The following is a 26725-nucleotide window of genomic DNA, read 5'->3' on the forward strand; positions in this document are numbered from 1 at the left end:
GGCATGACGGCACGCGCGGGCCGTGGGCGGGCGTTTGGTCGGCGCCCGCCCTTTCATCGCGCACCCATCCGACCAACGACCAGATCAAGGACTTACCGCCATGGCGAACCTCGCCTCCCTGAAGCGCAGCTCCACCGCCCTCACCACCGGCGCCTGGAAGCGCCCCGACCCCGATCTCGATCTCCAGATCCTCACCCGCGGCTTCACCGACGAGTACCAGGACGCCCAGGCGTCCAAGCAGCGCAAGGCCGCCAAGGGCTTCGGCGGCGATCCGGAGAAGCTGCCGGTGGCGATGAAGCGCTCGATCAACATCGAGTGCCTGATCAAGCACTGCCTGATCGACGTCAAGATGACGGACGACGACGGCAACCCGGTCTCCTTCGAGGAGTTCTGCGACACCATCCGCGATCCGGATTTCTCCGAACTCGCAACCGCGGCCTTCACCGCCGCCGGCATGGTTTCTGCCGACCGCGAGGCCGACGCGAAGGAAGCCGAGGGAAACTGACGGCGGCCCTACGGGACCATCTCAACCGCAAGGCGGACAGCAACGATCTGCTGGCCGACCTTGCGGAGGATGACCCCGACGCGGCCGAGATGGTGGCCGCCCGCCTGGATGACGAGGGCGAGGCGGTCGAACCCCTGCCGTGGTGCCGGTGGGCATGGCGTGCCTGGCACGCGCTCTCCGACGACCGGCAATGGCGGGGCGGAGGCATGGGGCCTCCAAGCCCCTGCAACATCCCGTGGTCGGTGGCCCGCGCCTATGCGGCCGACCACGGGCACGACCTCCCCCTCCTTCTCCGCCTGCTCCGCGCCATGGACGGCGTCTATGCCGAGTGGTGGGCGGAGAAGGTGAAGGAGGCGAACAAGAAGCCGACGACGGAGTGACCCATGGCGAAAGCGGCAGCCTTCAACGCCCGGCTTCGGGTCTTCGTGGATCGGGCGCTCTCTCCGGAAGCGCAGTCCCGCCGGCTGGCGGAAATCGCCATCACCGAGCGGGACCGGCTGATTGCCGCCGGCCGGGCTTCCCGCCGGTACCGGCGCTGGGTCGATGGGGTGGAGGGTGCGCCCGAGACCGCGGTCCGGCCGGCAGATGGCGGTCGCATCGTCTACCGGTTCTCGATCATGGAAGCGGTCTGCACCTTCGCCCTGTCGTTCCTCATCAACCGTAGCCCGCCCCGATCCTCCGCACCGCTGAACCCCGCCACGGGCAAGACGGCGCATTACCGGGACGGCTTCTATTTCGGCATCAAGGACAGCGCCTCCGCCTATGCGGGCAAGGGTGACTCCGCCGGCCGGTTCGTCCCGGCGGCGCAGTTCAACCCGGCGGCGCTGTCCCCCACCATCACCGAAATCATCATCGGCAACGTGCTGCCCTACAGCCGCAAGGTCGACGTGCAGCTGATCGGGGGGCAGTCGCTATCCTTCCCGGTGCCGCCCGGCCTGTTCGATGGCGCCGTGAAGGCGATCCGTTCCCGCTTTGGCGACCTCGTGGAGGTCAAGCGGGTCTACACGATGGATTTCCCCAACCAGTACCGGCTGAAGCGTCGGCAGGTCTGGGCCACCGGCAAGAAGCAGGGGCTCTCGCGTGGACGTCAAGGAACGCGCGTTGAGAGCCCCGCCATCATCATCCTACCGAGGCGCTAACTGCTCTTCGCTACCTTTGAAATCATGTCCTGCGCCTGACGAAGCATTTTGATAGTGTTTACAAGTAATGGATCTGCGTTTCCGAACGACGATGCGGATAAGTTGGCGTCCCGATTAACGTCAGAATTATATATCTGCACACCAAACCCTAACGATCCTTTATATCCATCCATGAGTGAAAACCTAATAAACGGAGTTGCGTTGAAGAACGCATGACGCAGCACAAAGCTTTGCTGCGCTGTAATTACCCCACTGAAGCCGCCGAGGGCAGCAAGTATTTCTGGAATATCACTCTCTGGAATTGATGAAAGAGCTGACGCTTTTTTGTCCTCGATAATGGAAATATCAACGTAGAAGCTTCTAAGTGGAGCCTTTTCATCAGGCGAATAAACAATACTCTCCCGAACTCCAATGGAAATCGGTTGCGTATTGTTTATCGTTCCAATCGTTTGGGTCGAATGAAGATGTAGAGGCTTGTGCCTCTGAGCGAATTTAATCGCCGGTATCTCCGCCATAGCATTCCTCCAAGCTGTAGGGCGCTTAGTTTGCTCTCCGCTTTTTGGAGAGTCTAACCCTAGAATTCTCTGAAAAAGCGCCCATCAAGTCCGATGGGTCGCTTTTTATGCGAGGCACGCCCATGACTGATCAGATCGAGAGCCTGGACGTAGGCTTCCAAGACGGTGTGTCGGCTGGCGCCAAGAAGGCGACCGACGCGGTCACGGGCCTGGGCGACGCCTTCAGCGCCACCGAGGCGAAGGCGGAGCGTGCTGGACAGGGCACGAAGAAGGCGACCGACGAGGTTGCAGCCGGCGCCGCAGCCGCCGGGAAAGCCATCGACTCCTACGCCGGCACCGTGGAGCGTGCCGACGAGCGGGTAAGGCGCCACGCCCAGACGTACGACCAGCTCGCCAACAAGTTCGACCGGACCAAGCGGGAGGCTGCCGCCGTCGCGCGGGCCATCGCGCCGTATCAGCGGGCGCTGGATGACCTGGAGGCGAGCAGCGCCAAGGCGGGCGAGAAGGAGGAGCTTCGCGCCACCATCACGGCCAAGATGGAGGCCGCCGCCGAAAAGGCGCGGGTAGCGGTGGCGCGCTATTTCAAGGACGTGGAAGCCGGCGCGGCAGCGGCGAACGCAGCGGCCGGCGGGCTGTCGGCTGGCATGGCCGCCGCCACGGCCTCGGCCGGCTCTTGGGCTGGCGCGCTGGACAAGGTGTATGCCACCGCCGGCAGCATGTCCGACGGGCTGAACCGCGCCGCCCGCGCCCTCCGGGATCTGAACACCTCTTTCGACGCCGGGCACACCAGCTTTGCCGAGTGGGCGGCCGGGGCGAAGGGGCTGGAGGCCAGCTTGCGCGGCGTGTCCGCAGCGCAGAAGGCCATCAACGACTCGGTCGGCCTGTCGCGCCAGACGGCGAACACCGCAACCATCGGCGCCACCCGCTACGCCACCACCGGACGGGGATCGAGCGGGACCGGCTCCATCACCTTCGGGGACGACGGCAGCGTGCAGCGCCTGGACGACATCACCGCGGCGTTCGCGGCGGCGGACGCTGAACTGGACGCCTACCGCGTCTCGCTCGGGCTGACCGACGCCGCCCAGCAGAAGTATGTGGCCGGACTGGCGAAGTTGCAGGCCACCATCCGCCGGGCTGGTGTGGAGGAGGCCGAGGCAACCCGCCTGCTCAACGCCTATGCCGCCGCCCACGATCCTGCCGCGCGCTCCGCCGGCCAAGCCACAAAGGCGGCGGAGGCCACCGCCTCCGAATGGCAGGCCATCCTCGTTCAGGAGGAGTTTGCCGCCCGAGAGCGCATCGCCCAGACCAAGACCAACGTCGCGGCCAATTGGGAAGCGCAATTGGCGATGGACGAGTGGGGGGCACGCGAAGCCAAGGCGAAGCTCGCCACCGAATGGGAAGGGCTGCTGGCGCTCGAAGAGTTCCAGCAGCGCGAGCGGATCGCCCAGACGAAGGCGCAGGTTGCCGCCGCCTGGGAAGCGCAGATCGCCATGGACCAATGGGGAGCGCGCGAAGCCAAGGCGAAGCTGGCGACCGAGTGGGAGGCCAGCCTTGCGATGGAGCAGTTCGACGCTCCCGTCACCTATCGCAAGACGGTTGCCTCCTTCGACAAGGAGGCCGGCGACGCGCTGAAATACACGGAGGCCCTGGACCGGCTCCGAAGCACTGCGGCGGCGGCTGGCGTGTCGCTGGACCAACTGGCCGCCGATGAAGCCAAGCTCGCGGCCTCCCTCTCCCCCGCGGCCATCGCGGCGAAGAAGGAGGAGGAGGCGCTCCAGCGGCTGGTGGGCACCCTGGATCGCACTTTCGGCGCCACTGAGAAGCTGACCGAGCGGCAGGCGCTGCTCGACAAGGCGCTGACGGATGGCGTCGGCGGGATCAGGCTGACTGCCGATCAGCACGCCGCCCTGTCGGCGAAGCTACGGGAGCAGCACGATCTTGCGACCCGCAGCGCGACCAGCACAAAGCTGGCCGCGCACGAGACGCTGAACCTCGGCTACCAGATCCAGGATTTCGTCGTCCAGGTCGGTTCCGGCCAGTCCGCGGTGGTCGCCATGCTCCAGCAGGCGCCGCAGGCTGTGGGTGCGGTCGGCGGCCTGTCCCGGGCGATGGCGCTTCTCACCTCCACCACCGCGCTGACGGTGATGGGGGTGGGATCGCTGGCTGTCGGCTTTGGCCTGGTGCTCGGCCGGGCGAACACGATCTCCGCCGAACTGCGCGAGTTCACCGTCCTGCTGAAGGCGACCGGCGATCAGGCCGGCATGACGGCCGAGCAAATGCGCAGCGTTGCGGACGGTATGATGGGTGGCGGCGCCTCGCGTGAGGAGGCGAACACCGTCGTCAAGAATATCGTCAACACCCGCAAGCTGGCCGGCGAGCAGATCGCCCGCGACATCGGCTCGCTGTCGATCGATATGGGCAGCGTCTTCGGCGGCACCTCCGATGCCGGCCGAATGCTGACCGGTTGGTTGACCACCGGCGTCAAGGGACTGCGCGAGATGGCGGCGGAGACCGGCGCCCTCTCGGTGGCGCAGTACGAAGCCGCCCGCGCCGCCCTGGAGCATGGCGACCGGGAGAAAGCGCTCGCCATCGCCGTCGGTGCACTGAAAGATCGGTTCTCTGGCCTGCATCGCGAGTCGCTCAGCCCGGCCGGGCAGGCGATGGAAGACCTGTCCCACGCCTACAACGAGCTGCTGAACGCCGCCGCGGAACACCCCATCGTGGTTACGGTGCAGATCGTCGGGGCCGACCTGCTGAAGGAGGTTTCGAATTTCATCAAGGACCCGGCGAACTTCCAGTTCCCGACCTTCTCCAGAGAGACGGAGTTCCCGAACCCCTTCGGGTGGTTCATCGGCTTGGCGAAGGCCCGGCCCAACCCCACCCTTTCCGAGGGAGCGTTGACCGGCAGGGCGCCATTGCTCCCGCCGGCTCCCGCGGGCACCCCGATCCCCGGCCGCAAGCCGACGCAGCGGGACGGCCTGCCGCTGGACGAGGCACTGACCATCTCCGACCTGACCGCGGCCAACGACAGGTTGTTGGCGGTCATGCAGAAAGTCGGTGCCGAGCGCGTCATCGAAACCGCCAGGGTGCAGGCGGAGATGGCGGCGACCAATGCCGGCAAGAGCGCGAAAGCGGCCGAACTGGAGGGCATCCAGGCCGCCCGCATGGCGCGTGCCCAACTCGTCCAGGCGGTGGACGACAGCAACCGGGCCGCCGCCGCAGAGGTGGCCGGCGCCGATCTGGTGGCCCGTGCCTACGGCCAGTCCACCGCCGCGGTGCGCGAGGCCGAGATCCACCAGAATGCCTTGGCAGAGGTGGCGCGCGGCACAATCGAGCCCTATGACGCCATCGTGAGCCGCCTGCGGGCGGTGGACGATGCCCAGCGCAAGGTCCAAGCGGCACAGTTCGACGCCACGCTGAAGCAGCAAACCGACGACGCTCTGCGACTGGCCGACGCCTGGGGCCGTGGCGCCAATGCCGCGCGGGAAGCAGGGCTCGCCAACGAGGCCCTGGCCGAGGCGCGCAAGCGCGGGCTGGCACCGACCAAGGATGCTGGCCAGATCCAGGACATCGGTCGCGGCATCCTGGCGCGCGATGCGGCGCGGCGGTCGCAGGAATTCGCGCAGATGGCGGCCGAGCAGCGCAGGGCGGTGGAGTTGGCCAACGCTGAATTCGGCATGCTGGGCCAATCCAACGCCGAACGCGCCAAGGCGGTGGCGATCCTGCAAACCACCAACACGCTGCGCGACAAAGGTGTTGACCTGACCGACGCCGGCACACAGGCGTATATCCGTCAGGCGGGCGAGCTGGCGCGCGTCAACAGTCAGTTGCAGGACGCCGCCCAGAACGCCGCCAATCTGGCGCAGCCGATCACCACGGCTTTCGAGGATGTGGTCGTCGGCGCGAAGAAGGCGGGCGATGCCGGCAAAGCCCTGGCCGAGGACCTGAAGCGGGTCTTTTTCCGCGCGACAGTGACGAAACCAGCCGAGACGTGGCTGACCGGCACGCTGACCAAGCTGATGTCCGGGCCGATCGGCGCGGCGAACGACAATGCCCCGCGACCGGCCAACGATCCGGGCAGCCTCAGCCGGATCGTGACCAGCGTGTCCGGCGGCCTCGGCTCGTCGCCGTCCAACGCGATGTGGGTGCAGCAGGCCGGCTCCGCTGCTGCCGTGGCGCTCGATCCGCAGGCGCTGACCGGCAGAGCCCCCCTGCCGGTGGCGATCAGGGATGGCGGTCAGGTGGAGGATCTGCTCCGATCCGAGGCCCGCGCACAGGGCGTGCCAGAGGCAGTCGCGCTCGCCATCGGAAAGCTCGAAAGCGGATTTCGCCAGCACCGCGACGACGGCCGGCTGCTGACCTCCAGCGCCGGGGCGCAGGGCGTCATGCAGCTCATGCCGGCGACGGCGAAATGGCTCGGCGTCGATGCGACCGACACCCGAGAGAATGTGCGAGGCGGCATCAAGTACCTGGCGATGCTCGGCCGGCAGTTCGGCGGCGATTGGAACATGGTCGCCGCTGCCTACAACGCCGGCCCGACACGGGTGCAGCAGTACCTGACTCAAGGCCGCGCCCTGCCGACCGAAACGGTGACCTATGTCGAGCGGTTCGGGAAGTCCGTCCAGACCGCCAATACCGCTGTCGAGGGTATGGCCGCTCGCGCTGAAGGCGCAGCCACGTCTCAGGCTGCGACCACCCAGAACCTGACCACCGCGCAGCGCGACGCCGTATCGGCGGCTTTGTCGACCGTCAAGTCGATGGATAGCGTATCTACCGCTGCCGACGACATTGACGCGCGGCTTGGCATGGCATCGGACGGCGTGTCCACCGCTGCCGAGAAGCTGACCGCCGCACAGAAGGAGGCGGCGCAGGGAGCCGTCACCTTTGCGCAGTCGTCACAGCAAGCCGGCGACTTCATGGTGGATGGCACCCAGCAGGCGCTCGGCGCGCTGCTGAGCGTCATTGGCGCGGCCAGTGGAATCAAGGGCGCGGGCATCCCCGGTCAGGTTGTCCAGGCCGGCGGCCCGCAAGGGATCGCCAACAGCTTCTCCCAACTCGGAAGCCTGCTGAAGACGGACGGCATCTTCGGTTCGAACAGCGCGATCAGCAGCGTCAAGGGCTTCCTGAACACGCCGATCCCTGGGCTGTCAAACATCGGATACACGGCGCCGCAGGCGGCTGCGGTCGCCAAGACCTCCACCGGCACGCTGGCCGGCGGCGAGGGTGCCAGCACCGGCACGGGAGCTCAGGCGGCTGGCGGTCCAACCTGGGGCAATGCGCTCGGGGCGGTCGGCTACGGCTTCAACGCCTTCCAGAACTTCCGGTCGGGGAACGTGATCGGAGGCATCGGTAACACCGCCGCCACCGCCATGATGTTCATCCCCGGTGCCCAGCCCTTCGCGCCGCTGGTCGCCATCGGCAGCCAGTTGCTGGGTGGTCTTTTTGGAAAGGACCGTGGGAAGCCGGCGGCCGGCGCCGGGGTGCAATATGTTGACGGCAGGCAGACCTTCGCCGGCGCCGCCACCGATAACAATGGCAGCGCCGAACAGGCGCAGCAACTGCTCCAGAGCATCGATGCCGCGACAAAGCAATTCATCGCCCTGGTTGGGGGAAAGACGAATGGCGGCTTTGGCATCGCCGTGGAATCCAAGGATGGCAAGTTTCGCTCCAGGGACGGCGGACCGTCGGGGCAACTGGGCGCCTCCTACGACACGCTGGACGAAGCGGTCATTGCCGGTATCCGCCACAACGTCAGCCAGGGGCTGATCTCTGCGTCGGAAGACGTGCTGAAAGCCGTCAAGAACAGCACCAAGACCGACATCAACGAGTTCATGGCGGATGTGAGTTTCGGAAAGAATTTCCGAGCGCAGATTGATGCCATGAATTCGGCGCTTGATCCAACCTCGAACCAGATCAAGGCATGGACCGAAGCCTCCCAGCAGCTTGGAGATCAGGTCAAGGTCAGCGTCACGGACTGGAAGGACACAGCGTCGCGGCTCGGACTGGCAACCGAGACCGAGCTGACCGCCGCCGCCCGCAAGGGCATCACCGCGATGATGGGGCTGGGACCGGCGGTGGAGCCGCTGCGGGGCGTCTCCGCCGTCACCAAGCAGGCGGAGATCCAGTTCGAGGCATTCCGGCCAGCTCTGTCTGCGCTTGGCTATACCGCCGCCGAAGTAGCGGACATGGCGGGAAAATACACGGCGAAGCTGAAGGACGACTATCTGACGTCGGTCGGCTACCAGACCAGGGCCGGCGATCTCTCCATTACGCAACTGGTCGATCCAGGCGCGCGGGCGACGTCGACCGACCGAGTGAAGGCGCTCGGGCTCGACCCCAAGTTCGCCGGGGTGTCCGCGCTCGGTAACGTGCTCGATCAGGTCGACGCATCCGCGACATCCGGCACCCTGCGTTTCGGCGACCTGCGTTCAGCGATGGAGGCGCTGAACGCAGCCCTTCGCGACGGGGTGCTGACGGGCGACCAGTACGGCACCGCCGTGTCCGGATTCACTGCGGCTTGGCAGCGCAACATTGGCGTCTTGTCGGCGCTGCGCGATGGTAGCGCGGCGGTCGAAACGGCCATCAACCCTTCCTGGCGGGCAAGCGCCGATGCCCAGCTGTCAGAGGCCGGGATGTATGGCCCGCAGGTGCTGGCTCTGCGGGATGTATGGCAAGGAGTGTCTGACGCGGCGGCGGTTGGTACGTTGACTGGCGACCAGCTGCGGGCTGCGCTCGCTGATCTGAATGGCCAGTTGACAGCAGGCACCATCAGCGCCGAACAGCAAAAGGCGGCGGTGGCGCAGCTGACCAAGGCGTGGCAGGACAACGAGACTGCGGCGACGCGTCTCCAAGCGGCCGAAGACCTAAATGTCCGCGCTCTGCGCGCGGAGGGTAAGGGGGGCGCCGCCGACGCTCAGGAATTGCAGCTGCGCCAGCAGCGTGAATTCCAGCAGGCGGTGAAGGACGGCCAAGACGCCGCCTATCTCGGTGGTCTGAAATATGTTCAGGGCCTGGAGGCACAAACAGCGGCCCTGGAGCAACAAAACAAGGTCACCCAAGCCGCCCAAGACCTGCACGTCCGTGCGCTGCGCGCTGAAAATCGTGGCGGAGACGCTGACACGCTGGAGTTGGCGTTGCGCCAGCAGCGTGAATTCCAGCAGGCGGTGAAGGACGGCCAAGACGCCGCCTATCTCGGTGGTCTGAAATATGTCCAGGGGCTGGAGGCCGAGGCAGCGAAAAAGGAGAAGCTGGCGGCGCTTACAGCCTATACCGCCGACATCAACAGCCGGACGTATGGGGTAATCGGTCGCGACCGCGACTCTGGTTTGCTGGCGCTCCAACAGCAGCAAAAAGTCGAACTGTCGCAGGCAGAAGACAAGGGCTATGACACCACGCAGCTGAAGCAGCTACAGGCCGCCGAATATGCGGCGCGAGCCTTTTCTCTAGCGCAGGCCGATGTTCTTGGTTGGTACGATCAGGAAATCACCGCAAGGCAGACCTTCATTTCCACTCTTCAGGACGGCGCGCTGAAGGTTGCCCAGGCGGCCAAGCAATTCGCCGCCGCCCGTGATGCCCTCGCCATCAGCCAGGACGCGCCGATCAGCCCGCAGGAGCGGCTGACGGAGACCAAACGGCAATGGGATGCCGCGTTGGAGATCATTCGTTCGACCAAAAAGAGTGATGAAGAAAAGGACACCGCCCGCACCAACCTGATCAGCCTCGGCCAGACCTTGACGACGATCGAAAAGGAGAACTCGGCCGGAACCGCCCGAGCGCTCTACGACATGGTGATGGCGGCCGAAAAGGAGCTTGGCACCGTCACGCCATCCTCCACCGCGGCGACGGCCGAGGCCGACCTGAAAGTCGCCCAGGATCAGCTGAAGGAACTTCAGCGGGCGCGAACGGAGGCGGCAGCGCTGGGGCAAAAGAACTACGGCAAGCTGGAAGACATCACCGGCATCATGGCCCAGAGCTACGTCGTGATGCAGGGCTTCAGGGCGCCGCTGGAACAGCTGACGGGCACCAAATCCAGCGCGACCCTGCCGCAGATGCTCGCTGGCCTGACGACTGGCACCCTACCGGGGATCATGACTTGGGCGCGCGCGCAGGGACCGGACGCCACCTATCAGGTTCTTAGGGCGGCGGATGAGAAGCTTGGCTGGGCCAATAATCCATACAGATACACCGCGAGCCCGGATATTGCGTCGCTGGGCGACAAGGTGTCGACCGATGCCTGGATGTCGATCCTGCGGTCGGTCGGCTACACCGGCGAGGCCAACGCCTGGGCGATCAACTCCTGGCTCGCCGCCTACGGCAAGGCCGACCAATACGAGGGCGCTATGCGGGCTTGGGCGCACGAGCGCGGCATCCCAGGCTTTGCGACCGGCACCCTGGCCACCCCGCCCGGCGCGGTGTGGGTGGGCGAGCAGGGGCCAGAGCTGCTGTGGCAGGGGGGCGGCGCGGCGGTCGCGTCGAGCGCTGACTCGATCCGGATCGCCGGCATATATCAAACGGCCGCCAATGACCGCTACCCCGCCGGCATCGCCAGCTATCAGCCGGCCGCCCCGGTGCCGCCGGTGCGGGGCGGCGACGGAAACGCCGCCATCCTGGCCGAGCTGCGGCGGCTCAACGCCCAGATCGTTGAGATCAAGCAAGCCCTGCACGACGAAGAGGGTGCCGCACAGGACCAGCGCGGCGTGCTGCTGACCAGGCTGATCAGGACAGTCGAAGCGCTCAAATCCGAAATCGCGGATCAGAAGCCGCGGCGGGCAGCATAAGGGAGATCCACATGGATGTGCATCTGTACGATCTCGTGGCCTACCACAAGACCACGGGACACCAACACCGCTGGCCGCTCTGCGCCGGCTCCGTCGCCTACCAATCCCGCAGCGATGATGATCCGGCATGCGTGACCTGGCTGCCTCTGGTCAGCCAGTGGGCATCGGTGGCTGTGCGGGCGGCTGCCGATGGTGCGCGGGCCGAGATCGACGACATGGGCCTGGCGAACGTCCGGAAGGACGCGGCCGATGATCTGCCGCGCTACGCCTCGGTCTACGACATCACCGCCGGGGCATGGCTGCGCGTCCCGCTGACGGCTCGCCCGCTCAACGTGTTGCTGACCGACTACTTGATCCAGTCGGTCACCGAACGGGTGGTGGCGACCGGCGCGCCGCTGTCCACCGCGGTGACGGTCTGGCGGGCGAAGGCCGGAATGATCGGTCCGGACGTCACCACGCTGAAGCTTCCGGTCTATGACCGGCAGCTGGATTTCGATACGCCGATCCAGCCCGACACCGCGAAGTATGCCGGCACCGGCGGGTATGAGGGGCCGGCGGAGCTGAAGAACACGTTGCGGGAACGTTGCTTTGGTCACTGCCCATTTGCGGCGCCAACCTACCTTGGCGTGATCGACCTCGGATCGGATCGGGGGGGCTTGCTTCATGTCTGGTCTGTCAACGGCGGTCTGCCAATCGAGGACGTGCCGCGCGGGTGGTCTGGCGGTGTGGCCGTGACCAAGACCGCCGGCAATCCCGGCTCCGACCAGTTCCGGGTCGACACCGCCACCGGCTATATCCACACCTCGGTCCACTACGACGACTTTCGGGTCGAGTGCAAAGGCGACAAGACCGGCGGGGTCTGGCGCCGCTACATCGGCGAGCTGATCGCCTTCCTGGCGATAACGCATGGTGCGATCGTCAGCGCGGCCGACGTCAGCGGCATGGATGCGATTCCGCGCACCGTCGGGCTATATCTGCCAGCCGGCGACGGCCGCACCCACCGGGACGCCTATGGTAAGCTCGTCGGCAGCGTGCCACGCGGCCGATGGTTCATCGACTTGGCCGACCGGCTGGTGGTAACGCGCCTGCCGCGCGCGACGGCGGCCGTGCCGACCCGAACCTACAGCAAGACGAGCGGGGCGACAGATGGGCTGAAACCCGTCGCCGGCAACAGCGTCACGCCCACCAAGAAGGTGACGGTCCTCTACGCAGAGAACCCCGGCGCCAACGGCAAGGCTGCGGCCGATGCCACCGCAGCGGACGCCGCGTTGTGGACCCAGCAATGGCGGGAGTCGGACAGCGCGACCGATCCAGTGATCGCCGCCGCCTATGGCGTGTCGGCCAAGACCGACCGCGTTGAAACCGCATTGACCCTGAAGGCCGACGCCGACGCCGAGGCGCCGCTGTGGCTGGCCGAGAAGGCTTGGCCGCCGCAGGCCTACCAGCTGAAGGTTAGGGACGGCGCCCCCGGCCTCTGGATCGGTGGCGCCGTGACCGTAGTGGACGACATCGCGGGCTTCGAGGCCGGTGGACCGCTGGTCATCACCGGCCGGACAAATCGGGACCGCGGCGGCGGAGCCACCCTGTTCGTGGAGCGCTGACATGGCTGGCACGACACTCGCCTATGTGGCCGACCGGAACGAGGTGCAAAACCCGTCCACAGACAACCCCTGCACCGTCACCAGCAACGTGCCATGGACCGCCACATCCCCCCTATCCAATATCCTGACCACCCCGCTCTCCAACCGGGCGATCTGCACACAGCTCGGTACTGGACACCCGGTGACCGGCGCGCCGATCGCGCCTGTGGTGATCGAGCTTGCTTGGGTCAACCCCATCCTTCTGACGCACGCCGGCCTCTACGACACCAACCTGCGCCAGGACGCCTATTTCCGCATGGAGGGCTTTCTCGACGGCGAACTGGTGGCGACCACAGTTGTCGACGGTCTCGACCTCAACGTCGTACCGTCGCTGACCGATCCGGAGGACATGCCGGCCGGCGCGCCGAACCAGATGCGCGGCGACCTCGATCCGAGGGACATCGCGCTCCTGCCCACCAATCTGCGAGCCATCGTCCCGTTGGTTCCAGTCACCGTGATCCGGTGGACCCTGTGGGGTGGCGCATACCGGCCCGACGGCAGCGACGATACCGGTTACCGGGTCGGAATGGCTTGGGCCGGCGACGGTCTGACGTTTAGCCGTCACGTCGGTGCGAGCGGTGAAGGCGTGAAGGATAATGATGACGTGATCGCTGGGGCCGGCGGGTCTGTTTGGGTGGAACCTGGGATCGTGAAGCGCACGATCACGATCGACCGCGGCGTCAACGACCGCAAACTCCGTAATGAGCTGTTCAAGATGGCGCTCCGCACAGGCAAGCGGAAACCTCTGGTTTACATCCCGAACATTGCAGACGCCGCTGAAAACACACTCTACGGCGGCCTCTACCGTCGCGCGAACGACCACAGTCAAGTCTATGTCTCGCCTCGCCACACCAACTACCGGGGCGAAATGGAGGAGTTCAAGGAATGAATCTGCCTCAAGCTTTCTGGGATGCCATCGACCGTCTCAAACAATACAATCTCGGCGTCTACAACTCGGTCTCCAACAAATTCGGCCTGTCGGGTGTCGGCGGGATGGCGGCCAATTGGCGTCGGCACTCCAGCGACTTGGCCACCGCCAGCGAGACCGTGGCAGGGATTGCCGACACCGTTGTGTCCAGCCAAGCGGCAGCCGCCGCTGCCGCGACAGCCGCCGCAGGCAGTGCCACAGCGGCCAACGCCTCAAAGACGGCGGCGGCCACCAGCGAGGGCAACGCCGCCGCCGCCGCCGTTGCCGCCGCTGCTGACCGTCAGGCTGTGGCCACCGACAAGACCGCGGTGCATACCGACCGGCTGGCGGCCGACGCCGCGGCCACCGCCACCGCTGCCGACCGTCAGGCTGTTGCGACGGACAAGGCGGCCACGCACACGGATAGGCTGGCCGCCGATGCGGACGCCCAGGCCACGGCTGCCGATCGGATCGCTGTGGCGGCTGATCGCTCGGCCGTGGAGACGGACAAGGACGCCGCTCACGCCGATCGCCTTGCGGCTGACGCCTCCGCAGTTGCTGCTGCCGCTGCTGCCGCTGGCGTCAACCTTCCGGCCATTAGCTCATCCGACGCCGGCAAGGCCTTGATCGTCAACCCGGCCGGGACCGGCTATCAAGTAGGCTCGGCTGCTGCCACCGTCTCGCAGTCGCCCGTCGTCTACATGAGCAGCGGCGGCACCACCACCCTGACCGGCAAGTCGGTGCTGGCGGCATACGAGCAGATCGCGGGCCAGACATTCGGAGTGCCGTATACCAATGCCACCGACTACGTCCGCGACCCGAGCAACAGCACGACCATTACCAGCGGCGTGGTGTCGATGACGAACACGGCTGGTGCCGTCATCGACAGCGCGACCAAGCTGTTGATCCACGGTGACGGAGTCAACGGCTCCACCGAGATCCTCGACGAGCGCGGCGTCACGCTGTTCGGCACGCACTGTGGTTGGTTCGATGGGGCGAGCTACTGGCGGGTTCCGGCCAGCTACAAGATCGCTTTTGGCAGCACACAGAACATCACCTACGAGACATTCGTCCGTTTCTCCAGCATTTCGTCGCAGGCGTATCACGTCCTCTTGGATGGTAACACCGGCGGCTCGGCTGGCATCCAGATTGGCGTCAACGGTACGTCCAAGCAGTTTTACTACTATGACGGTGCCACCCGGACCCATGCCACTGTCGCACAACCTGACGTTTCCTATCATGTGGCGTGGGTCCGCTATAACGGCGTCTCCAAACTCTATATCAACGGAGTTGGCAGCGCCGGGGTCGGAGACGCCATCAGCTATGCCGCGATGCCGCTTGGTATCGGCGCCATGAACAACGGCAACAATCCGATTTCCGGCTGGCAGGATCAGGTCCGCATTTCGAAGGTCGCCCGCTACACCTCCGACTTCACTCCGCCTGCCGCCGCCTTCGTTCCCGACGCCGACACCGTTCACCTGTTCACCTTCGATGACGGCCACGGCGGACAGGTTCTGAAGGATCGGGCGAACAGCGGCCGACCGATCCTACTCGGCGGTACCGGCGCGACGATCTCCAACGAGCAGGCCAAATTCGGCACCACCAGTTTTAAGCTGGGCGCCGGCGGCAGCTGCGTCATCGGTTGGGCCAGCACGCCGCACGCCGATCTGGCGCTGGGCGACAACAACTTCACCACCGATCTGTGGTTCTACAAGACCAATACCGCCGACGGCTGCCTGTGGTGCGCCGGCAACAACGCCTACGGCATGCAAATCCGTACCAACGGCGCCGGCGGAGCGATCACCGCCTACATCAGTACCGACAACTCCAGCTGGAACGTCGCCAACGGCGTCGGCACCGGCGTCGTGCCGGCGGTCAACAGCTGGAACCATTTGGCCGTGGTGCGCAACGGCGGCACGCTTTACATTTTCCTCAACGGCACGCAGATCGGCAGCCACACCGTCGGCACCGGCTCAATCACCATGGGCGGCCCCTATCATTACTTCGGCGGAGTTGGCGACAACTCCTCGATCATGGCCGGCTATATCGACGAGGTGCGGATAAAGCGGGGCGAGGCCGTCTGGATTTCCAACTTCACCCCGCCGACCGCTCCCTACACCGCCGATGACCGCACCGTAGTCCTTCTGCATTTCGAAGGCGCGAACGGCGATGTGGTGACGCTGGACTCGTCGGGCAGCAGCTACGGCACTAGTGCCTTCAGTACGACTACCACGACCCTCGCCTTCACCAACGCCGCGGCTCTTTCCAGCGCGCAGGCCCGCGGCGGGCATAGTACCAGTCTATATACGGGCGGGTCTCAGTTCGCGCAATGGCTGCTTCCCGACAATCCGGCAGCGGGTCACCCTCTGTATTTCGGCAACTATACCAAATGGTGCGTAGAAGCCTGGGCGTACATTCCTGCGGGTGGTTCCCTCGCAATCTTCCAGATTGGTCAGAACCCGGATTCCGGGTCTATGCGGGGCGGCGCAGGCCCTTCCGGCACGACCTTCTACGTCAATGGAAGCGCAATCGCGACTGGACCCGCTCCGGCAACCGGATGGAACCATTTCGCCTTTGTTCGGGAAGGCCGGGGATGGTGTGTCTATGTCAATGGTATCGCTGGTGCCATAGCAGCGCCTTCTACACAATTCACCACGCCGGGCAGCGTCGGCAACTTGTGGGTAGGTGCCTGGAACAATCCCCCCGCTATCGGTGACGGTTACTTCGACGCTATTCGCATTACCAACGGAAACCCGCGCTACATCGCCAACTTCACGCCCGGCAACTTGACCAACGATGACATGACCACGCTGCTGTGGGTGTTCGATGGGTCAGTTGGTCAGAAGTGGGTGAAGGAGCTTTCCCAAAACACAGCGATGGTCGCCGCCAACGGAAACGCTCGGACGGTGAAAGATGGCCGGTGGATTGCTCCGACGACCGCGAAGATTAACGCATCCACCTACCAGTTTGGGGGTGGGGCGCTTCAGTTTTTCGGACAAGCCTCCGATGTCCTCAGCCTTGATGCAAAGATAGTGGCGTTCGGTACCGGGGATTTTTGCATCGACCTACAACTGTACGTCGATGGCGCCCCATACACCCAACAGGGGTTGGTCTGTGCGGGGGAGTATCTTGTCGCGAACCAGGACTTTCTGTTCTATAGAGAGGGGGCAGCACTTCGGGTGTCGTCCTCCGCCGGTGTGGTGATGGAGGTTAGCTGGTCGCCGTCTATCGGATGGCACCATTTGCTCGCCAATCGCATTAGTGGCACAACGCGCATTTTTGCGGACGGCGTGCTTCTGGGCTCGGTCAGCGACACCAGCAACTACGTTGCAAGCGGAAATTACCAGACGTGGATTGGCGGGTTCAAACCCACAAGCGCGAATGGGGCAAAAGCCCTTACAGGTCTCATTGATGAACTGCGCATCAGCATCGGCAACGGGAGAGGCTACACCGCCAATTTCACGCCGCCGACCATCGCCTACGGCCAGCAGTATGTCACCACGCCCGGCTGGATCGCCACACGGCCCGGTGTGACCTCTCTGGACCTGTCTGCCTTCTCCAGCATCGACACGGTAACGCCGACCTACAGCACGCCACCCAACACCTCGTTGACCTTCCTCATCAGCACTGACGGGTACGCTACTCCGTTGAGGCGTTGGACCGGCTCGGCTTGGGTGGCGACGGCCTACTCCATGGCGTGGAATGCCGGCGCCGGCACGCTGACCACCTCCGCCACGCCGGCGCAACTTCAGGCGGTTGGCAACACCATGGCGGAGCTTCAGGCCGGTCTGTTGGCCATGGACGTGGGGGCGGTCAACTCATTGAACGTCGTCGCGATCCTGTCCACGACCAACCCTCAGTTCACGCCGACGCTCGACGCACTCAACATCGGCATGGACGAATACACCATGGTCCGCCCGGTGACCGATTATACTGTGCAAAAAAAGAAGGCCAGCGGTGACCAGGCACTGAAGATTACCCGCGTGGCCGCCGGCAACGCCAACATGGTGTTCGATTACATCCCGGTGGCCTGACCATCGAGCGCGACAACACTCCAAACCCCACCCGTCCGGCGCCCGCGTGGCGCCTTTTTCATGCCTGCCTGGAGGTTCCCGTGCCTGACGCCCCATCCCCCGCAGAGACCGAGGTGCAGCAGGCGCTGGATGCCTGCGGCGGCGACAAGGACGCCGCGCTCCTTTTGCTCGGCCAACTCCTCTCGACCGCCCGCCGCGCGATGTGCGGCGGGTTCCTCCGTCTCGGCCAACCGACCGAACCCACAAACAGAAGGACTTGAACCATGCCGCCGGAAGTTATCACCGTGACCCCGCTGACCCATCCCGAGGCAGTCGACATGATCGTCTTCGCCGAGGTGACTAGCCGCCGGACCTACGAGGCCCGCTACGTCCACCCGACATGGCCGGGCGGCGAGAGCGGCGTAACCATCGGCATCGGCTACGATCTCGCCCACCACGACGCCGACGACCTGGCGCTGGACTGGCCTACGCTGCCCCCGGCCGCCCGCGCGGCGCTGGGGCGGTCCTGCGGCGTCTCGGGCATGCCGGCTAAGGATCTCGCCGCCAAGCTGGGCGCCGTCGTCGTGCCCTGGGATGCGGCTTACACCTGCTTCCGGGACCGCACCCTGCCGAAGTTCGAGCGGATGACCGCCGATGCCTTCCCCGGATCGGTCGCCGTGCCGCCCCTGTGCTTCGGCGCGCTGGTCAGCCTCGTCTACAACCGCGGCGCCAGCATGGGCGAGCGCGGGCAACCATCCTGGGACAGCCGGCGCGAGATGCGGTCCATCCGCGACCTGATCGCCGCCGGGAAGCTGTCCGAGGTGCCGGAGCAGTTCCGGCTGATGAAGCGGCTCTGGCCGGGCGTGGGCGGGCTGCTGACCCGCCGCGACACCGAGGCCGCTTTGTGGGAGAGGGGGCTGGGCGCCCCCAAGTGATCGTGCCCGCGTCGATTTTCTCGGCCACGTCCTTGGTCCGAAAAATCGACGCATCCAGAAGAGTTGACCACTGACCGCCCGCGCCATCCCGGCCGCGGGCTTTTTCATGCCCAGAAGGAGGCAACTATGGCTGTCGCTATCCCCCTCATCACCGCCCTGACGCCGCTGCTGGCCGATCTGCTCGACAAGATCCCGGACCCGGACGCGAAGGCGAAAGCCGCCGCGTCGGCGAATGCACAGCTCGTCGCCATGCTCCAGGCCGGCGACGCCTCGCAGCTCCAGGTGAACGCCGCGGAGGCCAGCAACCCGTCGCTGTTCGTCTCCGGCTGGCGCCCGGCCGCCGGCTGGGTCTGCGTCATCGGCCTGCTGGTCCAGACCGTCGGCTATCCGCTGATGGGTTGGGGGCTGTCGATCTGGTCGCCCGGCACGCCCATGCCGCAGATCGACACCGACACGCTGATGGGGCTGCTGGTGCCGTTGCTCGGCCTTGGCGCATACCGCAGCTATGAGAAGACAAAGGGGATTGCGCGCTGATGGCGCCAAAGCGAGCACCGTAGGCGCGACAAAGTGATCGCATACCGGGGCGCTCCCTTATTGGGGCACGCCCCGGTATGCACTAGAGTGCTGTCAGGAGGTCGGCGCCAAATGTCAGCATTGATGTCACGGAACCTTGTTGTGAACGGCAGAAGAACGAGCATGAAGCTCGAACCCTCTGTCTGGAACTATCTGGGCGAAATTGCCCAACTTCGGGGAAAGACCGTAGGTGGCCTTGTTTCAGATATTGAAAGCGGGCTTCCCGATGGCGCAGACAATCTTTCTGCTGAAGTGCGAATGTTCATCCTGAATTACTATAAGAAAATTGCCGATGGAAACAATCTCGGCGTAAGACTTGTAGAGCTGCGGCGCGAACATCAAGAAACCGTTGCCGAGTTGATGCGCGAGATTACGGAGCTTCAGGACCAAGTTAGGCATCACCAGAAGGCAAGGAACGACCGCCACTCCGCTCTCGCTAGAGACATCATGGACGTTCTTATAAAGCACTCTGGACCAACGGCACTCAACGAATAGGCGCAACCAAAAACGGAGCCTGCATGTTCGACCAGAACACTCTGGCCGGAGCCTTTGGCATGGCCGGATTTATCTTGATTGCGCTGTGGCCTCTGGCTCGCACGCGCCGCGTTCTGCTGGCTGGACAGGCCGCAAGCGCCCTCGCCTTCGCTGCCCATTACCTTCTGATTGGCGCCACCACCGGCGCGGCGGCCACCTTCCTGTCGCTGCTACAAGCCGCGACAGCGTGGCCGGCTGGCGCCCGCCCCCTGTGGTGCCGCGCCGCGTTCGCGGCCACCATGCCCGCCCTGGCGGCGCTGGCGTGGGCCAGTTGGGCGGGCTGGCCTTCGGCATGGGCCACCATCGGCACCGTGGCGGCGTCCGCCGCCCGCTGGAGCGCCCAACCCGCAACGATGCGCTTCTTGTTCGCCATTTCCGCGCTGGCATGGCTCGCGCATGACGTATCAACCAACAGCGTGCCCGGCATGCTCGCTGATTTGGCGTGCTGCGCAACGCTGTTCTATGGCTGGATGCGAGATAGGGCGGGCAAGCATACTCCTGAATGATGGCCCTACGGCCAGCAACACCCAAAAAGGAGCTTCGACATGCCCGCTGCAAACTTCGCCGCCGCTCTCCCGGAGACCGAGGCGGCGGACCTCAGCTATTTACGCGACAGCCTGTCGCAAATCGCCGCCGCGCAAGGTCTGCGTCCAGTGGTGTCGGATGACTGGCAGGCGCTGGAGGCGCTGAACGCGCGCCACCGCGACAGTTGGTTTGAGCTGCTGCCAAAGCCGTCCGCCGTCCCGTGCTTCTGGGTCGGGCTGACGACGGCCGAGGACGAGGTGGTGGCCGTCCAAGCGTCCATCCTGCTCGATTGCCGCGCCCGGCCCTATGCTGCCCGCCTCACCGACCTGACAGCCTTCTATGACGCCGGCAACGCCCCGCCCGACGCCTATTGCTTCGCCGCCAGCCCGGAGGCCCGCGAGACGCGCGGCGCGGTGGCGATGATGTCCAGCGGGTGGGTGCATCCGGACTGGCGCGGCGGGCATCGTGACCTGTTCCACATGTCGGGCCGGATCAACCGGCTGGAGGCGGTCGACCGGTGGCAGCCGGACTATTTGGCCGCCCTGGTCGAAACCAATGTCTCCCGTATCTGGACGGAGCGGGCGGTAGGCGAGCGCCACCTCGACCGCCACCCGACCATCATGTTTCACCAGCCCGGCGAGGGCAGGATCACGCTGCATCTGATGCGGTTCCGACCGGCCGCAGTGATCTCGGACCTTGCACGTCGTGCATCTTCACCGCCGACAGAATGGCCCGGTGACGCCCGCTCTGCCAGCCGATCAGCGCATGGCTGAAGCTGAACGGCTTCCCAATCCCGACCACCGCCACCTCGTTGACGACCGGTTCGCCGCTCTCGATTGCCTCGGCATACTCGCGCGCGATGGCCGCCGAGAACTCGCAATGGGGGTCCTCCACCTCCGGCTTGCCCAGCACCATCCGGCCCCAGGCTTCGCCAAGCGTGTCCAACGCCGGCCTGCCGATGAACCGGAACAGTAGCGGCCCGCCCTCCCGCTCGGAGGAGAGGAAACTGCAACGGGGCAGCAACCCGGAGTCCTTCAGGTAGCGGACGAGATCCGGGCTACCGTGCGGGTAGCGCCGGGCCTCGGCAACGATGGCCTGCTGCCAGTCCAGCGCCTGCCCTACCGCGCGGCGCTGGACGACCACCTCGCAGGCCGGCGGCTGGATCGCCGCGGGCCGGAACTGGAGGATCTTGGTCACGCGGCCCTCCCTAAGAAAGGGGCCATCATCGCGTCATAGACCAGCCGCGCCTGCTCGGTGGTGATGCCAGCCTGGACGGCGGCAGCCTCCAACAGGCGGTCGGCCGGCACTGCCGGGACGTTCAGCATGGCGGGCGCTTCGGCGGCAAAGGCCGCCTCCATGCACGGGATGCCCGCCGCCTCCCGGATCTGGTGCGAGACCTGAATGCCGGCGAGGAACGCCCGAACGCTGGACAAGGCTGTGACGTCCGCTTTCCCGGCGGCGGTGGTGTAGGACGGCAGGCCAGTTTCGGGGCACAGCAGCTGATCGAGGATCGCCATCGTGTCGCCGACCGTGTGCGGCGTGGTGGCAAGGATCGCGTCGATCATCGGCATCCACCGAGTCGCCACGGTTTCATCCGTCTCGTGCTCTGCGAAAAGCCGCCGTACAGCCTCAACCGCCTCACGCACGGTCATTCCGAGCGCGGGGATCAGGCTGGTATCGGCTCCGAGCCTGCCGTCACCGGCCGCCATTTCGTTGCCGGCGCCGCCGGTGGTATCGTCGCCCTTGTTGGTTCTCATCGGTGTTTGCTCTCCATGGGAACGAATTGCCGGACGATCTGCCGTCGTCCGGTATCGGGCGCCCGGCCTCGCCAAAGGCCGGGCGCCTCCTCACGGCTACCGAACGGAAACGTCGTAGCCGAACCATTGCGCCGACAGACGCGAGGCGGTGCCATCCTCTCCAGCGCTGGCGATAGCTTGGGTGAAGCGTGCGGCCAACGGGTTGCCCTTGCGCACGGCAACGCCCACCCCGGCGCCCAGCGCGCCACGGCTGAACGTCGGCCCAGCCACAGCCACCCGCCCGTCAGCCTTCATGATGGCCTCCAGCGCCGAACGGTTGCCCAGCAGCGCGTCGACGCGGCCGGCGGCCAGATCGAGCGCCGCATAATCGAGCTTCTCGTAAGCGCGGACGCGAGCAGCGGGGAACAACGCTTCAACCATTCGCTCATGAATGGTGTTCACCTGGACGGCCACCGTCTTGCCCTCCAGCGCCTTCGCCATCGCCGCGACGCCCGGCTGGCCATCACCAGCCGCAAGGTCGATCCGCGCGATAACCGGGAAGGCGCCGCCGAGCGGCGAACCGTGCTGGACGGCGAACATGGCCGGATCGGCGGCATAGGCGGCGCTGAAGTCGACCACTCGCTCGCGCTCGGGGGTGATGCTGACGCCCGCGATCACCGCGTCATATCGGCCCTGCTGGAGGCCGGGCAGGATGCCGTCCCAATCCTGAGCAACGACCTCGCATTCCGCCTCCATCCGGCGGCACAGGTCATGCACGAGATCGACCTCGAAGCCGACGATCTTGCCGTCAGCGGTGGTGGCGTTCCACGGGGCGAAGGCGCCCTCAGTGGCAATGCGGAGTTTCAGGCTATCGGCGGCAACCGGCCCGCTGAACAGGGAAAGCGCGGCAGCAGCGAGAAGGAGCGAGCGGCGGGTCAAAGCTATCTCCATTGGCTTTATGGCCTATCCATTGGCTAATTAGTTAACTCGGCAGATCTTGGCGGTCAAGCTATTTAGTGCTAGTTTTAGCCAAACAGCTAATTTGGGGATTGACGTGACTGTGTTGGAGCTAAAGGGGGAGCAACTCCGGGCCGCTCGGGCGCTGCTGCGCTGGCCGCAGCAGAAGCTGGCGGAGGAGGCTTCTCAGTTCAGCCCGGTATCGGCGAACACCATCAAGCGCTGGGAAGCGATAGACGGGCCGATCAACGCAACGACCACGGCCATAAATGCCGTGCTGCGCGCGCTGCTGAACGAGGGGATCGAGCTGCTGAACGACGGCGCCCCTGGTGCGCGGCTGCGGCGCGGCAAGTAGGGACGATCCTGAGAAAAAGCGGACACACTTAGGCACTCCAATTGCTACACAAGCGGCGTCGGGCCGACAGTGGGCGGCGTCCGTCCTCGCGTACGAGGGGGCAGACAATGGTTGGTGCCTGGGTCCAATCCAGGGACTCGCGAGCCGGGGGAACTCCCACTCCCCCGGCCCCACTCTTAGGAGCAGGGCCGCACTCGCGAATACACAATAGCGCGATCAAAAATATCCTCAAAGGGGGTAATTGATTTCGCGCCAGTAATGATTGCATAACTTAGTATGCAAATTGCGAGGCAATCGGCGGTTCCGGCCGATTTCGTGACAAATTGTGACGCAAGATGCGACGGAGTGCCGCGCGACGGCATGGATCAAAGAAATACTTAGGTACAGAAGTATCTGCCGATCTACGGCGCTCATTCACGGTCTATGGATCACGCGCTCCAGCACTCCACCATTGCCGATTAACTACAGGCGATGACTGTGAGACTGCATGAGGAAAATCGTTAGGTTCCGAAGTTTCGGCTCTCCGGAAAAGCGGGTTGGCGCGATCCGCTCGCAAGAATGATTTTCCTGCGTTGGTTGCGCTTTTCCCTCTTGCGCGAACAACCAATGTCCGCTTTAATACGGACACAGAAACGGCGACGACGGCAATAGGCTGTAGGCGCCCCGGCAAAGAAAGGCTGGCCCATCATGATCACCACCACCTGGATCGTCGCTGAATCGGCTCGCGGCACCGACGCCATCGTCGCCGAGGCCTGCGCCGCCAGCACCGTCGACCGCTTCTTCGCCCGCGCCGATGCGCGCGGCATGATCGTCGATACCGTCAAGACCGCGTTTGGCTGCCACTGGGACGGCAGCCGCCTCGACGCCGCCGAGCGCCGCCGCATCGCCGCCGGCATCCGCCGCAACGCCTGACCATCCCCTCACCGCCCGGCCAGTTCTGGCGTCTCCCCAAGCTTCCCCCTGGTGGGGGTTTTGGACACCGAATAGCAGCCGGCAGAGCCGGCAGGAGAAGATGGATGGAACAGTATTACTGGATCGTCCCCGCTATAGGGGCAATCGTTGGCGCAGCGGCCGGCGCCCTTGCCGGTTGGGGCCACCTCACCCCCGATGATCGCGGGTTGGGGCCCGCCCAACAGACCCTCATGCGGGCGGTCTATGCCGCTTGGCTGGGAGTCGCCTGTGCGGGCATAGGCGCAGCTGCGGCGGCCTTTTGGCCCATCGTTGTTCCTGGTGCGGCGATCTGGTGGGCCGCCGGAAAGGCGGATAAGGCGCGCGGAGCGTAACCATCACCCCCTCACCGGCCGCCTGGATCACTCCGGGCGGCAGAGCGAGAGGGCGGCAAGAGGCAGCCCGAAAGAACGGAGAGAAAAATGAGCAGCAGGACCGCATTGATCGCCAAGAACAGCATGCATCCTCTTCGCGCGCGTAGGCGCAACCTTCGGCGCGGCGCTCGTCCCGACAGTGTTTTGAGACGGGGCGGCACCATTGGCGAGGTGGCGCGGGTGGTGAGCTGGATATCCCGCGCCGGCTGTGGCGCGGTCAAGAAGGCGAGATTTGCCGCCGCGTGGGGTTGCGGCGAAGAGTGGACGGCTCGGCGCATCGCGCTGGTCGAGACGGCGCGCCGCGTGGTGGACGCTCCTGAGCGCGTCACGCGCGGGACCTTCCTGCGCTACTGTCAGACGATGCGCGACCGCATCGTCTGACACCTACGCGCCCCGCACTAGTCCATCGTCCAGATCCTGGCCGGTAACGGCCGGGCCTCATTGCGGCGCTGCCCTGCGTCGCGCCAACCGGGAGACTGACCATGCGCGCCATTTCCATGTTCCCCGATATTGTCGCCCGCCATGAGCAATACGTGGCTGAATTCTACGAGACATTTTACGACCGAACAGTCCCCTCGAAAGAAGTGATCCGCGCCATCGCCGTGCGCGCGGCACGCGAAGAAATCCGCACGTTGGCGGGCCGGAAGTCCAGAGAAAACATCACCCCCGTGTTCCGCATGTACGGAAACCAAAATGTCCGCGTCAGCATCGACGGTGGTCAGATTGTCGCCATCGGCCATGCCGATACAGAAACTTTGAGGAGTTGGCTGCACGCGACAAGGGCTTCTCCGAAGCGCTATTACCCCGTCACATTGGTGACCGAGATAAATGGAAAACCGTGGTCAACCCGATTGGTTTGGCTTGCGGACTCCCAGGGCATCACGCAGGTGGCGCGAACGGCCCCAGGGCCGCGCGCGACCTGGGAGAAGAAGGTCACGCCTGCCGACATTGGGCCGCGCAAGCGGTATTATGAAAACGGCAGTTTCGCCAACTGGATAAACAAGCCTGATCTCGGGTACGTCGAGAAAAAATATGGATATCCCGTCTCCCTGCGCGTGAAGTACGAGCAGGATACCCCCGCGCTGCGAGAGCTGCGAGATAAGTCAGATGGTCGTGGATGATACCGGGGCTGCGATGATCAGCCTGTCCCGGACTCAGCGTCACGCCGCCGACCGTGCCGGCGGCGTCGACCTCATCCTGCCCTGGCCGGACGGCCTGGCGGTGCCCGACCTGGATCTGAACGAGATGCGCCCGGCCTCCCCGCCGCAGACAGCCGCGGCGGTGGCCGCGCTCGATCTTCCGCGCGACATCACGCTGTGGCGCGTCCGTGTCATCCGCCTGCGCCAGCAGGGCACCGCGCCGGAGGAGGAGCGGCCGGTGCGGTGTTACCTACTGGCAGGTCTGGTCGGCGCCCGCTGGCTCGACGCGCTGCGGCGGATCCCGCCGCGCGACGTCCGCCGCATGTGGAGCGCCGCCGCCCTGGTGGTGGACGCCTCGCCCGCTCCCGATCCGCTACCGGCGTCGGTCCCTCCTCCGACCCCAGCCCCGCCGAAGGCGGCACGCAAGCCGCGGGCGCCGGGCTACGTTCGGACCCGCGCCAATCCGGACCGGGTCGCCCAGCGTCTGTGGGCGGCGCTGCGCTGCGGCGAAGCCATGACGTGCGCCGAGCTGGCCGAGCGGGCCGGCGCCAGCCCCAACACCGCCAAGAACTACGCCCGCCGTTGGCAGCGCGAGGATCTGGTGGAGGTGGCGGGCGAGACCGGCGGCGACGCCGGCATCGGGACGGCCTATCTCTACCGCCTCTCCCGTGATCTTGGCCCGACGGCCCCGGTGCTGCGCGGCCGGGTCGACACCGGCACCGGCTACACCGATCCCAACGAGGAGGAGGCCACCGATGACGTGGCAGGATGATGCGGAGGCCCTGTGGGGCAGCGAGTGGCGCCAGCCGCTGTCGGAGGTGGCGGGCGTGGCGTCGAAGACGGCGATCCGCTGGGGCAAGGCTGGGGCCTGCCCGCCGCAGATCGAGCGGTGGCTTGCCGAGACCGTGGCCAGCCTGCCGGCCGGTCAGCATCGTGCCTACGGGGGCGCCCTTCGGGCTGCTCTGTGGGCGCACGATGGGGCTCTGGATGTGCTGGGCCGGGTGCAGGAGGACCTGGAGGCCGCCCGCCTGCCGTGACGGGAGAGTGGGCGAGTATGCTGCCTGGACGCCGGCCGACGCGCACGAAGGCGCTTAACCTAAGCGAGCGCGATCAACCCGCTTTTCCGCAGAGCCGAAGTTTCCTTGGTAACCCT

At 65.6% G+C, this 26725-nt stretch carries 22 protein-coding genes; 18 read left to right on the top strand and 4 right to left on the bottom strand.

What is annotated here, in order from left to right:
• The first annotated feature begins 100 nt into the window (after positions 1–100).
• Positions 101–505: a hypothetical protein gene (locus tag AZL_RS10865; RefSeq protein ID WP_042442520.1), complete on the top strand. Its 405-nt coding sequence runs from the start codon at positions 101–103 to the stop codon at positions 503–505.
• A gap of 8 nt (positions 506–513) precedes the next feature.
• On the opposite strand, the gene AZL_RS36510 is transcribed toward AZL_RS10865, so the two are convergent.
• Entirely contained in the window at positions 514–675 is a 162-nt protein-coding gene (locus AZL_RS36510) for a hypothetical protein (RefSeq protein WP_162470990.1), read from the bottom strand.
• A gap of 36 nt (positions 676–711) precedes the next feature.
• Between AZL_RS36510 and AZL_RS36915 the strand changes: the two genes are divergently transcribed.
• Together AZL_RS36915 and AZL_RS10875 are read left to right on the top strand one after the other, a co-directional pair.
• A complete protein-coding gene (locus AZL_RS36915; protein ID WP_247894192.1) occupies positions 712–885 on the top strand; it encodes a hypothetical protein in 174 nt (57 codons plus the stop codon).
• A gap of 3 nt (positions 886–888) precedes the next feature.
• Positions 889–1644 carry a hypothetical protein gene (locus tag AZL_RS10875; RefSeq protein WP_012973456.1) on the top strand — a complete coding sequence of 252 codons (756 nt, stop codon included), beginning with the start codon at positions 889–891 and terminating at the stop codon, positions 1642–1644.
• On the opposite strand, the gene AZL_RS35450 is transcribed toward AZL_RS10875, so the two are convergent.
• Complete coding sequence (locus AZL_RS35450) at positions 1641–2159, bottom strand: hypothetical protein (RefSeq protein ID WP_148219191.1); 519 nt, start codon at positions 2157–2159, stop codon at positions 1641–1643. The two genes, AZL_RS10875 and AZL_RS35450, sit on opposite strands and share 4 nt — an antisense overlap.
• Before the next feature lie 122 nt (positions 2160–2281).
• Between AZL_RS35450 and AZL_RS33385 the strand changes: the two genes are divergently transcribed.
• The 9 genes from AZL_RS33385 to AZL_RS10925 all read left to right on the top strand — a co-directional run bounded on the left by AZL_RS33385 (position 2282) and on the right by AZL_RS10925 (position 20836).
• On the top strand, positions 2282–10936 hold the full coding sequence (locus tag AZL_RS33385) for a transglycosylase SLT domain-containing protein (RefSeq protein ID WP_052293623.1): 8655 nt from the start codon (positions 2282–2284) through the stop codon (positions 10934–10936).
• Positions 10937–10947: 11 nt separating this feature from the next.
• Positions 10948–12537, top strand: a complete 1590-nt coding sequence (locus AZL_RS10885; RefSeq protein WP_012973454.1) for a hypothetical protein — start codon at positions 10948–10950, stop codon at positions 12535–12537.
• Position 12538: 1 nt separating this feature from the next.
• The gene (locus tag AZL_RS10890) at positions 12539–13465 is read left to right on the top strand and encodes a hypothetical protein (protein WP_012973453.1); all 927 of its coding nucleotides are present in this window, start codon (positions 12539–12541) and stop codon (positions 13463–13465) included.
• A complete protein-coding gene (locus AZL_RS33390; protein WP_012973452.1) occupies positions 13462–17517 on the top strand; it encodes a LamG-like jellyroll fold domain-containing protein in 4056 nt (1351 codons plus the stop codon). The genes AZL_RS10890 and AZL_RS33390 overlap by 4 nt, the downstream gene beginning before the upstream one ends.
• 263 nt (positions 17518–17780) lie before the next feature.
• Positions 17781–18431: a hypothetical protein gene (locus AZL_RS33395; protein ID WP_012973451.1), complete on the top strand. Its 651-nt coding sequence runs from the start codon at positions 17781–17783 to the stop codon at positions 18429–18431.
• A 126-nt stretch (positions 18432–18557) separates the two neighbouring features.
• Positions 18558–18965 carry a 3TM-type holin gene (locus tag AZL_RS10910; protein WP_012973450.1) on the top strand — a complete coding sequence of 136 codons (408 nt, stop codon included), beginning with the start codon at positions 18558–18560 and terminating at the stop codon, positions 18963–18965.
• Between the two features lie 162 nt (positions 18966–19127).
• Positions 19128–19499: a ribbon-helix-helix domain-containing protein gene (locus tag AZL_RS34190; protein ID WP_158305961.1), complete on the top strand. Its 372-nt coding sequence runs from the start codon at positions 19128–19130 to the stop codon at positions 19497–19499.
• Positions 19500–19522: 23 nt separating this feature from the next.
• Positions 19523–20044, top strand: a complete 522-nt coding sequence (locus AZL_RS10920; protein ID WP_012973448.1) for a YgjV family protein — start codon at positions 19523–19525, stop codon at positions 20042–20044.
• A 39-nt stretch (positions 20045–20083) separates the two neighbouring features.
• Positions 20084–20836 (top strand): hypothetical protein, encoded by a 753-nt coding sequence (locus tag AZL_RS10925; protein WP_012973447.1) that lies wholly within the window; start codon positions 20084–20086, stop codon positions 20834–20836.
• Positions 20837–21256: 420 nt separating this feature from the next.
• Here AZL_RS10925 and AZL_RS10930 read toward each other — a convergent pair whose 3' ends face one another.
• On the bottom strand, positions 21257–21820 hold the full coding sequence (locus AZL_RS10930; protein WP_012973445.1) for a hypothetical protein: 564 nt from the start codon (positions 21818–21820) through the stop codon (positions 21257–21259).
• Positions 21821–21916: 96 nt separating this feature from the next.
• Positions 21917–22738, bottom strand: coding sequence for a transporter substrate-binding domain-containing protein (locus AZL_RS10935; RefSeq protein ID WP_148219190.1), 822 nt, complete (start codon positions 22736–22738; stop codon positions 21917–21919).
• Positions 22739–22859: 121 nt separating this feature from the next.
• Between AZL_RS10935 and AZL_RS10940 the strand changes: the two genes are divergently transcribed.
• The 6 genes from AZL_RS10940 to AZL_RS10970 all read left to right on the top strand — a co-directional run bounded on the left by AZL_RS10940 (position 22860) and on the right by AZL_RS10970 (position 26609).
• A complete protein-coding gene (locus AZL_RS10940; protein WP_042442512.1) occupies positions 22860–23111 on the top strand; it encodes a hypothetical protein in 252 nt (83 codons plus the stop codon).
• 687 nt (positions 23112–23798) lie between these two features.
• Positions 23799–24023, top strand: a complete 225-nt coding sequence (locus AZL_RS10945; RefSeq protein ID WP_042442510.1) for a hypothetical protein — start codon at positions 23799–23801, stop codon at positions 24021–24023.
• Between the two features lie 458 nt (positions 24024–24481).
• A complete protein-coding gene (locus AZL_RS10955) occupies positions 24482–24814 on the top strand; it encodes a hypothetical protein (protein WP_042442506.1) in 333 nt (110 codons plus the stop codon).
• A gap of 101 nt (positions 24815–24915) precedes the next feature.
• The gene (locus tag AZL_RS10960) at positions 24916–25554 is read left to right on the top strand and encodes a hypothetical protein (RefSeq protein WP_012973442.1); all 639 of its coding nucleotides are present in this window, start codon (positions 24916–24918) and stop codon (positions 25552–25554) included.
• Positions 25541–26344 carry a helix-turn-helix domain-containing protein gene (locus AZL_RS10965; RefSeq protein WP_012973441.1) on the top strand — a complete coding sequence of 268 codons (804 nt, stop codon included), beginning with the start codon at positions 25541–25543 and terminating at the stop codon, positions 26342–26344. Before AZL_RS10960 ends, AZL_RS10965 begins: the two co-directional genes overlap by 14 nt.
• The gene (locus AZL_RS10970; protein WP_042442503.1) at positions 26328–26609 is read left to right on the top strand and encodes a hypothetical protein; all 282 of its coding nucleotides are present in this window, start codon (positions 26328–26330) and stop codon (positions 26607–26609) included. Before AZL_RS10965 ends, AZL_RS10970 begins: the two co-directional genes overlap by 17 nt.
• Positions 26610–26725: the final 116 nt, after the last annotated feature.

It is taken from the genome of Azospirillum sp. B510, assembly GCF_000010725.1.
GTDB classification, from domain to species: Bacteria; Pseudomonadota; Alphaproteobacteria; order Azospirillales; family Azospirillaceae; genus Azospirillum; species Azospirillum lipoferum_B.